Raw genomic sequence first — 11,066 nt, forward strand, 5'->3', positions numbered from 1 at the left:
GCATTTATTTAATCCGGATCGTTTCAATTGAAAAAGGTTTTATCGGCAGCCTTATTCCATCTTCACCTTTGGGTAAGGGCCTATCTTCCTCTTCGATCATGTTGGTACTGTTTACTCCGTTCACCTTACCAAACCAGCTAACGGTTGCGTCAACAGATTTTCCCTGCATATCCACTAACCGCATGATTATGTTATTTTCATCTTCCGATTTCTTGATCGCAGAAATTATTACATTGCCTGCATTTACGCCGGCAAAGCTGTAACTTAAAGGTAACCCTGGCCTCGGCGTACCAACATCCACCAAAACAGGCTGTAAAGGTTGATTCTGCATCTTTCCTGTGTGTACACTATTCAGCCAGTCCCCCCTGTTTGACGTCAAACTAAACTGATAAGAATGGTTGCCAGGTTGCAGATAATAATTCCCTTGCGAATGGCAACTTTTACGACTGGCTAACAGAATGGGCTGCAAAACAGGAGACGAATTATTTTTATTGGTAGGATCAATCCAATCGAATACAGCTACCGAGCTACTAACAGTTACAGAAACATCATTGGAACTGGAATTAAACCAATCCTGTACTTCGCGTGGGTGTATATCTTTACATGGTGTTGAATAAATCTGATCAGGTTTGGAAAAACCTGCAGCGCCTTTTAGTTCACTCTTACCAACTTCCACTACTCCCATTGGTACTTCATAGGCAACTTTTGAATTTTGCTGATTAAGCGGAAAGGCCATTCGGTACTCGCGGTAGTGCTCTCCCGAAAAGCCCAATATTTTTAATTTAAAATCTATTTCCTTTAAATTATCGTACAAAGTGATGGTTTGATGAATAGTAGCAAATTTTGTTTGTTGTGTAAATTCCCATGATTTTCTTACTGCGCCATACTCAGCACAAGTCCATTTTGGCTGGTACTGGCTAACTTTTTCAAACCCGTTCATAGATACCGGCTGAATGGCAGAAAATTCTCCGGCTCCGTTTCCCACGGATTCCAATTGAAATACCTCTCCACCTAATAAATTCCTGGTATCTAAAAGTTCTTTATTCAATTCCTTATCAAAAATGCTCTTTAATCCGCCCGCTCCAAATTGAACCTTGTAAAACCTGTTTTCATAGGTGGTTGCATTGGCTTCCGCACTTAGCAGCGATGGATTTGTGGCATGCACCGGAACTTCACTTTTTTGCTCAGCCGCGTAGGGTTCCAGGTAATACGTTTTATATCCAATGGAGGGAACGTTTTCTGCAACAAAAACAATGGTTACTACCTCGTCGGATTCTTTTACAGGCTTCGCAATGACTAACTGGCTTGGTATTTCTTTATTAGTAACAGCATCAAAAACCTTATACGACATGGTATCCTGCCCATAAACGTTTAGACTTATTTCAACCTTATCCGATCTTTCGCACGATAAGGGATTAAAAACTACCAACGCTTTACCTTTCTTATTAAACCCAATGGATTTTGATATTGACGATAAGCTATTTTGCAAAATGGTGTCTGCTATGCCATAGGCCTCTTCAAATTTGGTCCTGAAAGTCAAATCTGTCAGGTCACCGTGTTTACCCCCCCAACCATGGTCAGGATATATTGCCTTTTCCCATGCATTGGCAAAATCTTTTTGTGGGTAAAGCGAAAAATCATTTTTAAGGGTAGCGGAAATAGCAGCAAATTTCTCCGCAGCGGTCAGCGTTCTGTTTGCTTTTCGCGATGCCGTAAGTGCTCTTTCATGTGTTGGTCCATGAATATAAAGCCATTCATCCGGTCGTTCCCCGGTTAATTTTTCAAAGTTGGCGCCTGGAGTATCAAATGCCTTGAAACTGGCAGTTGTTCCGGAATGTTTTAAAAACGGCAGCCGATCTTTTTTTGCCTCCTGATTCCACATTTTAATCAACGATGCAAATTCATTAGGCTCCGACCAGTCCATAGAGATGAGATAAGGAAGCGCTGGCTTTATTTTATTCGTTTTATAGTAAACCTCCCATTCGTTGAGACGCTTTATCAAAGCGTTCTTTTTCCCCTCATCGGTTTTTGCATTTACAACCGGTAAACTCGCCTCATAATATTGTCCCGGAGTCCATCCCAAAATAGAACTTCCGTCAGGACTATACCATCTATAGATACCAGGTTCAAACCTCGAAAAATTGAGATATTTTATTCCAGATTTGGCAAGAATTTGAGGCATTTGCAAAGCCCTGGCGGGTACATCTACATTCCAGGCGGTTATGAAGTCGCAGCCTGGCAACATCTTCTTCAACCATTTTCTTCCCAGATATGTTTCACGGATCAGCGCTTCTCCATCATACATTGATTCATAAGGACAGTTATAGGTAGCACCCCATTCCAGCCTTCCTTCTTTGGTATATTTTAATATCTCGTCATATCGCTCCGGATGCCTGGCAAGATATTCACGGAGAGATAATGAATTCTCTACACTAAAACAGAAATCCGGGTTACTTTTCATGATATTTAATACAGGCGTCAGCATTTTTTCGTCCCGGAACTGCTCGCATGCTTTAATGGAATCCATCCAGGCAATGTCCTGGTGACTGGAGCTAACAATACTTATCGTACCGTTTTTAAAATAAGAATGATCAGTATTGGTAGATCCTTGTGGGCGATAGTTGGTTTGAGCTGTAACGTCAGAACCTCCGCCAAACAAAACCACTATTACAATTACAATTGTCGTAATAGTTTTAGTCATTTTCATAAATTATGTTTTAAGTACCTGTTCATGTAGAAAGGCTTACGTTATACCACTTTTTTCATGTGAAATTTCGAAAGTGATTTTGCTTTCCAATATTGTTCAATTTCTTCCAATGTTTTCCCCTTTGTTTCCGGAACAAACTTCTTCACGAACCATGCTGCCGGAAGCATCATGATCGCATAAAGCATAAAGGTGATTCCTATTCCTAATGACTCCCTTAAAATGGGATATGTTTGCGTAACAAAGGTGGAACCTACAAAAAGTGAAAGGGTTGCCAACGACATCGCCCGCCCACGTATTTTTGTAGGATATATTTCTGATATAACTACCCACACGCCTGGTCCCAGGGTCGCGGCAAAGACTGCGATATAATAAATGAAAGCTCCTAAAAGAAATTGGCTGCTTCCGTTTTGATAAAATGACCAGCCAATTGAAAACAACGCAATACTCAATCCGACAAACCCCCATATCAGTAGCGGCTTTCTTCCCCATATATCAATGCGCCAAATAGCCACTATCGTAAATATCATGTTGAAGAATCCAATCAATGCTGCGCTACCCATGGCTGCGCCTCCCTGGAAACCTGCTTTATCAAAAATGGCCGGTGCATAATACATCACAGTTGTAATACCGGTAAGCTGGCTAAGAAACGGTAATACCAACCCGATCATCAATGCTATCCTCCATTTTGGTGCAAATAATTGCCTGATATTTCCATCTTCCTCCCCCACTGTTTCTTTTATTTCTCTCAATTCGGCATTTGCCCTTTCTATTCCATTTATTCTTGTCAAAATAATATTGGCCCTGGTATAATTTCCATTCTTTATCAACCACCTTGGGCTTTCAGGGACCATTAACAATAATAGAAAGAATATGGTAGCCGGAATCATATTGGAGCCCAGCATTGCCCGCCAAACTTCGTCTACCATGTAAAAATGTATAAAACCCGGTGCCGATCCGTTAGTAGCTATATTCAGTAACCAGGCATTTGTTAAATAAGAACATAAAATGCCCAAAGTAATTGATAACTGGTAAACAGAAACCAGCCTTCCCCTTAATGAGGCCGGTGATAATTCTGATATAAACATAGGAGCCACCATGGCAGCGAACCCAACGCCTACACCTCCCAATATGCGGGCAATAACAAGCGAAGAAGGTGTTTGGGCCACAGAGCACCAAAATGCCGAGGTAATAAATAATATCGCCGAGAACAATAGTATTTTTTTTCGCCCGTATTTATCCGAAAGCCATCCTGCGACGGCAGCGCCTCCTACACAGCCTAATAATGCAGAACTCATCAACCAACCTTCCATTGCCGGACTTAGGTGAAACTGAGTTCTCAGGAAGTTGATCGCACCTGATATAACGGCCGTATCAAAACCAAACAAAAATCCGCCAAGCCCCGCAGTGGTACAAATTAATATGAGATATACTGAACCTGTTGGTTTCATGTCAGAATTTTGATGGTTTAAAAAGTGACCGGCCTACTACGGTATTATTTCAAAAGTGGATTAATCTGAACTTCCGACAAAGGAATGGGGAAAGGCAAATAACCCTGCTTTACGACAGCACCGCTCGGCAATGTAAATCCAACAATAGGAACAAATTTATCCTGTTTTGAATCATAGACCTGTTGTGTTCTCACTATGTCAAAATAAGTCTTGTTTTCTGCTCCGAGTTCCCAGTATCTTTGCTTCCAGACCTCTTCCCTAAATGCTTCCTTACTTAATCCTGTAGCAATCGGTGGTAAACCTGCTCTCGCCCTGATGTCATTTACAGCCTTGTAAGAAATTGAATTTGGTGCTCCATCCGCTTCACTTTGCGCTTCAGCATATGTCAACAAAAGATCGGCATACCTAAGTAAAGGAAAACCTTTTCCGCTGCCGGGAGCAGTTGCCAGGACGCCTTTGTCAAAAAACTTATAAATAGCCCATGGAAAATTGTAGGTTTGTCCGTTTACCTTAAAACTATTATAAAAGAAGCCCATGTTGTGGCGGCCTCTTAAATCGGAAGCGTTAAAACTATTCAAATAATTTGAGTCCGGATAAAATCCACCAAATTGTATTGAAGTAGTAAAACTAACCTCTTTGGGAAGAAAATATATATTTAGATAAGACGGCAGATTAGGATAATTATAATTCAAATCCCAAATTTGTTCCTCTTTATTATCATAAGCCGAACTATTCAATTTATCAAACCAGGTGGAGTTGGCATCACTTTGGAATAAGGAAAAAGTTTGGCTGTTAATTACCTGCAACGCTTTGTCTCTGGCCAATGCCATGGTAGCAGGATCATTTACGGGATTACCAGCCATACTTAAATAAACTTTTGCCAGGAGAGTTTTGGCTGCACCAGAAGATACTCTTCCGTTGCCATCAGGAGTAGCCCGCTTAATATTATTTTCTGCAAATAACAAGTCAGGAACAATTGCGGTATTATAAATATCCTTTACAGGTGTCTTACCAATTAATCCGTCTTTTGACGGCGAAACGGTATACTTCAGTTTTAGCGGTACATCTCCGAAAATATTTACAAGCATATAATAATAATAAGCTCTTAAAAACCTCGCCTCTCCCAGTAAGCTGTTTTTTTCCGTCGTATCTGCGAAATTGATATCTGGAATTTTATTAATTGCTAAATTAGCCGTTTCTATACCCTCATAACAACTAGACCACCATTTCAGCGTATAAGAACTTCCTGAAGAGTTGGTAAGTGTATAGTAAAAGCCTGTTTCAGGCCATTGCGATACGTTATTCCACTGCCCGGTTATCATCTCCAACATAGCAGATGGCAAATCATCAAAGCCGGTTTTAGCGTATGGTGGATACAGATAGCTATAAATTGCGTTTACCGCGGATTGAGCGTCTCCTTCTGTTTTATAGAAATTACTTGTTGTTTGAAAACTTTTTGGATCCTCCTGAAGAAATTTTTTGCAGGATACAAGAGTGGATAAAACAGTTATAATAATTAGATACTTTTTCATTTTCAATAATTTTAAAAATTTGCATTAATTCCGAAAGTAAGAGTCCGGGGTCTTGGTGTATCATAAAAAGTTTGACCCTGACCCGCATATCCCCCACCAAACGATGAATTTTCCAAATCGAAAAGTCTGTTGTGATCATGTGCAATTAAAAAGAAATTATCATAGTTTAAATAAAGCCTTAAACTTTTCAATTTCATTTTGGTTGCCAACTCCGCGGGCACCTTGTAATTAAGATTCAAACTTCTCCCTCTTATAAAAGAGCCATCTTCGAACCAGTGGCTATCCGCATAACTTCCAAAATCAGTATTCCATGGGTCGGCAGCCATTCTGAGGGCTGGTACCATAGTGTTTTGATGTGCGGGCGTCCATGCATCTTTTAAAACTGACGCATATCCACTTGCATACCATGTCCTATCCTCAATAGTTAATGCCGCTACATTCTCAACCTTACCACCCTGTCTTACCTGGATGTCTACGCTCAGGTCCCAGTTTTTGTACCTCACCGAAGTTGAAAAGGTGAGATCATATTTTGGAAAAGGGCTTCCTAAAAACTGCATGTCGTTTTCATCAAATTTATAGTCATGATTAACGTCAAGTCTTTTTATGTCGCCTGGTTTTTTGCCATACTTAGCGGCTTCTGTTGCTTCACTGGTTCCCCAGGTCCCCAATCTTTGTACACCAATGAACGAACCCATTGGTTTTCCAACTCTAAGTATGGTTGACGCTCCTAAAAATCCCGAGGATATCACGTCTGCGTTGGTTGTGCCTAATGCCAGAACTTTATTATTATTTTTTGCATAAAGCACGCCCACACTCCAACCTAAATCTTTTTTTCTTATAACGGTAGCGTCAAAATCCACCTCAACGCCTTTGTTCTGTACGCTTCCGATATTAGTCGTAACTGAAGTATATCCTGAAACAACCGAAACAGGAACACTAAATAAAAGATCTGTAGTTTTTTTAGAATATCCATCAACAGTCAGGGATATCCTATCGTCGAACATTCTTATGTCGGCACCTACATCTAATTGCTTGGTTTTTTCCCAACGTAAATCGGGATTCGGAGCTCCCCCGATTCCTGAACCTTTTACAATTTGATTATTCAGATTGACCGTATAAGAACCAACGGTCGCCAGTGAAGAATACGCACCCGGCGAATTACCAGTGAGGCCGTAACTTCCCCTTATCTTAAAAAATGAGAATATTTTCGAAAGCCCCTCATTATTGACAAAGAAATTCTCCTTAGAAGCTACCCAACCTAAAGCCGCTGATGGAAACAGCGCGTACTTATTATTCGCGCCAAACACCGAGGATCCGTCATATCTTGAAGTCAGCGTTAAAAGGTATTTGTCAGAATAATAATAGTTCAACCTCCCAAAGTATGAATTGGTTTGAAACCCACTATATCCTGAACTTACCGATGAAGGAAGAGAGCCGGCCCCGAGATTATTATACTGATAAAAATCAGTTGAATAACCGGATGACGAAGCTCCTAAGGATTGGCTATAAGAAGAAGACCATTCCCCACCAAGCAATAAATTAAGATGATGCTTTTCATTAAAGTTATGATCATAGGTAATAAAATTTTGTGATGTCCAGGTGGAAGTTCTCCCAGTGTAACCACTCGCATAACCGATCCCATTGTTATCGATATTTGAAATTGAACCCCAGTTGAAAAACAAGTTAGAACTTACTTCATTGGTATATATCGACTTAAAAACTATATCCTTTGCTAAATCTATAGAGGTATTCAGACTTAGCCTGAGATTAGATAATTTATTAGGCTGTGTTCCCAATGAATTATTAGATAATGCTACCGAATTATTGCCGTAAGGATAATACTGCGCAGCATGGCCCGTTACATCATAACCCCAACTTCTAAAAGTTGAATAACTGCCATCCGGAAATTGAACCGGTAAAATAGAGGGCATTTCCAGTAACTGTCTTGGAAGATTTTCCCCACCTGTGCCCTGATTACTTATTATCTGCTGTTGTATAGCCCAGCCGTTTAGTTCCCCGCCGACTTTAAGCCACGATCTCAAATTATATTCTGTGTTAAACCTGTAGGTGTATTTTTTTTGGTAATCACTTTTAAATAGTGATTTCTCATCATTCCATCCAAGAAAAATTCCTGATGTGGATTTTTCATTTCCATGAGTCATCGACAAATAATGATGAGGAGAAATAGAAGTTCCCGCAGTTGCTTTCTGCCAATCCGTGTTATAAATAGGATTATTATTTGCGTCAAATAATAGAGGATAATCTTTATGAAGATTAGGTTTAATTACGGCATCATAAGACCCTCTGGACGGATCATATTCCCACATTCTCTTAAATAATTCCATATAGCCATTCGCATCCAACATATCAATATGACGTGCAGCTACCCCAATGCCCACATTACCATCGTAGGTGATATTGAAATCTCCTGATTTTGCCTTTTTAGTAGTCATCAATATAACCCCGTTTGATCCCCTGGATCCATAAATTGCTGTAGATGATGCATCTTTTAGAACCGTTACCGAAGCAAAATCAGATGCTGAATACCCGGTCAAATTGGTGGTAATTACCCCGTCAACCAAAACAAGCGGCGAATTAGATCCATTGATCGATGAAAATCCCCTGATATTAATACTCACATCCCCTCCTGGATTGCCATTATTATTAAATATACTCAATCCGGGAACCTTGGCCGCTAACAACAAATAGGGATTGGTAGCTACCCTTGTTTCTAATTCTTTCGTGCCTATCGTACTTATCGAACCCGTAAGATCAGACCGTTTAACGGTACCATACCCCACCACAACTACTTCTCCTAATGAATTAGAAGTCGGGTTCAAACTGAGATCCATTTGGCTTTCATTGCCTACCTCTAGCTCCCTTTTGGCCATTCCAACATAGGAAAACTCCAAAATAGCCCCAACCTTTGCCCGTAAGTGATAATGCCCTTCTCCGTCACTTAAGACGAAGGTTTTTGTTCCTTTTATGCCAACTGAAACGCCGGACAATGGCTTATTAGTCGCATCTGTAATAGTGCCGTGGATCTCTTTCAATCCCTGTGCATAACTATTGGCAGAAATACATAAAACAAGAAAAGTAATGCAAAATAAGAACCCTAACTTTTTAAGTTTTTTGGGCTGCCGATTCATTTTCATATCAAGTTGTTTATGGTTATTAAGAAAAAAATTTAACATCGTTCAATAAATGGCAATCCGGGCCATACAAATGTTCACTGGTATTGCCTCAGTTCTGCAACAGCTCTCCCATCAAAACTTGTCAGAAAACCCGTGTTTTAACCGATCTTTTGCTGTTAGCTGTAAATCGGATAAAGCCGCTCTAAATATCTATGGTACTTCAAATCATAATGCCTACGTTCTGATTTTTCTCTTTTGCAGTCAATTACGTATTCGAATATTTAAGCAATCATTTTATTTAATGATAATGCGAAGATATTTGGGAATGAATCCTCCATCTAACATTGTATTAACAAGTATTACAATTATCTTAATCATTTTTTACCGAATGGACAGATATATAGAGAAGATTGTATTACTATTCGACAGGAATTGTATCTTCAGGTTATAATATTATTTCAATGAAGGCCCATCTTATAGAAATCGGATTACATAAAGAGCATTCATTTTCGATTAAGAAAATTGATCAGCATCACTTTGAAAGCCCATTCCATTTTCATGATTTGTGTGAGATGAATTATGTGGTTGAAAGTTTTGGAAAAACAATAGTCGGTGATAATATTTCCAATTTCTCTTCCGGTGATCTTGTTTTAATGAGCTCTAACCTCCCCCATATCTGGTACAATGATCCCAGTTATTTTAAGGAAGAAAATTTAGCTTCCGCTAAGGCCATTGTTACCTATTTTAACCCAGATTTTCTTATTGGCCTGACCAATGATAGTCAGTATAATTTACAGATAAAAAGTCTTCTTGAGAAAGCGAAAAGAGGTATCCGTTTTTTTGGAGAAACCCGGAGAAATGCGATAAATAAATTGAACGATATTGTTGATAAAAAGGGACTTGAAAAAGTAATTCATTTCCTGGATATCGTTAACCTCTTTTTGGACTCGAAGGAATACGAATGCCTTGCATCCATTGGATACCGGCATTCATTTAATGAAAAGGATACAGAGAGAATGAATAACGTTTACCAATACCTGATTAAAAATTTTACGGATCCAATATCACTTTCCCAAATCGCATCAGTTGCTAATTTGACACCACCCGCGTTTTGCAACTTTTTTAAGAAGAGAACGCAAAAATCATTCTCTGAATTTTTGAATGAACTGAGGGTAGGTCATGCATGTAAGCTTTTACAGAACCAGGAATTAACCATAGCGGATGTCTGTTTCCAATCGGGTTATCAGAACATGACGAACTTCAACAACTTCTTTAAAAAAATTACAAAAAAAACACCCACCCAATATCGAAAGGAATGTAGTGTTCTATTATAGTTATGTTTCGCTTAATAGCCATCTTTTCAGCCGCTACCGGTTTAGTAGAATCTGAATCTTCCTTCATTACAATTCTGCCAATCTATTTCGATGAGGGTTATTGTAAAATAGTTGCAGAAAATTTCCAGGGAAAAAAAGGAAAGTAAAATTTACAAAAAGCAGGTATGCGATGACGCTAGGTATTGAACTGTATATTGTGTAAACATTAACAAATGCGATACTATAGAACTTTTGGTTATAATGTTCGTATCTATAAGGGTGAGGAAGCCAAATTAGAATCGCTACTGCTTGGCGGTAGCGACTAATTACGGACACAAAAAACATTTCACTTATGTGAAGATTTTGCAATGAAGGGAGACTCCGTTGTTTTGAATTAAGTTTTATTAGTAACGGCCTGAACAGGCCGTTACTTTTTAAATTTTAAAAAAAGCTGCCGCCAGATACTATAAAGAATAAAAGCTGGGGCGGCAGCTTGGTTGTATTAATCATTATATTGTCAAGGTTATTTGTTATTGTTAATATACCAGTGATGAAAAAATCCTGCCGCTTGTAAAATATTTTTCTTCATTAATTCCTGCACAAAGTTCGTCTTTGTACTGCTGTGGCGGCAAAGAAATTCCGGCATAAAAAAATGCTTTCCTCAATTATTTAAGATACCATTTATTCCGTTGCTACTTTGCCTTGATTGTCCAAAGACGGCAGTAGTTCCATAATTAATTTTTTAAACAATCAAAATTCACAGTTATGGAAGAGTCAATGAAATCAGGATTATTAAGCCAGATTGCCGGAGTTGAATTGAGGTACAAATCAAAAGTAAAAGCATCAGAGCGTCCAAAGGTCAGCCATTCAAGAGATGCTTATATTATCTTTAAAAACACCTGGGATGAAAACAAGATTGAATTGCAGGAACA

5 protein-coding genes are annotated in these 11,066 nt (G+C 39.1%); 1 reads left to right on the forward strand and 4 read right to left on the reverse strand.

The genetic code is table 11. The features are described from left to right. Positions 1-4: 4 nt before the first annotated feature. Genes FW778_RS19860 through FW778_RS19875 form a run of 4 tightly spaced genes read right to left on the reverse strand, consistent with a single transcriptional unit; the run spans position 5 to position 8,842 of the window. Positions 5-2,707 (reverse strand): glycoside hydrolase family 38 N-terminal domain-containing protein, encoded by a 2,703-nt coding sequence (locus FW778_RS19860; protein WP_150416607.1) that lies wholly within the window; start codon positions 2,705-2,707, stop codon positions 5-7. A 41-nt stretch (positions 2,708-2,748) separates the two neighbouring features. Then, the gene (locus FW778_RS19865) at positions 2,749-4,155 is read right to left on the reverse strand and encodes a sugar porter family MFS transporter (RefSeq protein ID WP_150416608.1); all 1,407 of its coding nucleotides are present in this window, start codon (positions 4,153-4,155) and stop codon (positions 2,749-2,751) included. A gap of 44 nt (positions 4,156-4,199) precedes the next feature. Next, positions 4,200-5,687, reverse strand: a complete 1,488-nt coding sequence (locus FW778_RS19870; protein WP_150416609.1) for a RagB/SusD family nutrient uptake outer membrane protein — start codon at positions 5,685-5,687, stop codon at positions 4,200-4,202. 11 nt (positions 5,688-5,698) lie between these two features. Further along, the gene (locus FW778_RS19875) at positions 5,699-8,842 is read right to left on the reverse strand and encodes a SusC/RagA family TonB-linked outer membrane protein (protein WP_202552382.1); all 3,144 of its coding nucleotides are present in this window, start codon (positions 8,840-8,842) and stop codon (positions 5,699-5,701) included. Positions 8,843-9,282: 440 nt separating this feature from the next. Here FW778_RS19875 and FW778_RS19880 point away from each other — a divergent pair, with 440 nt between their 5' ends. Continuing rightward, positions 9,283-10,155 (forward strand): AraC family transcriptional regulator, encoded by an 873-nt coding sequence (locus FW778_RS19880; protein ID WP_150416611.1) that lies wholly within the window; start codon positions 9,283-9,285, stop codon positions 10,153-10,155. Positions 10,156-11,066 lie beyond the last annotated feature (911 nt).

It is taken from the genome of Ginsengibacter hankyongi, assembly GCF_008710285.1.
GTDB lineage: Bacteria > Bacteroidota > Bacteroidia > Chitinophagales > Chitinophagaceae > Ginsengibacter > Ginsengibacter hankyongi.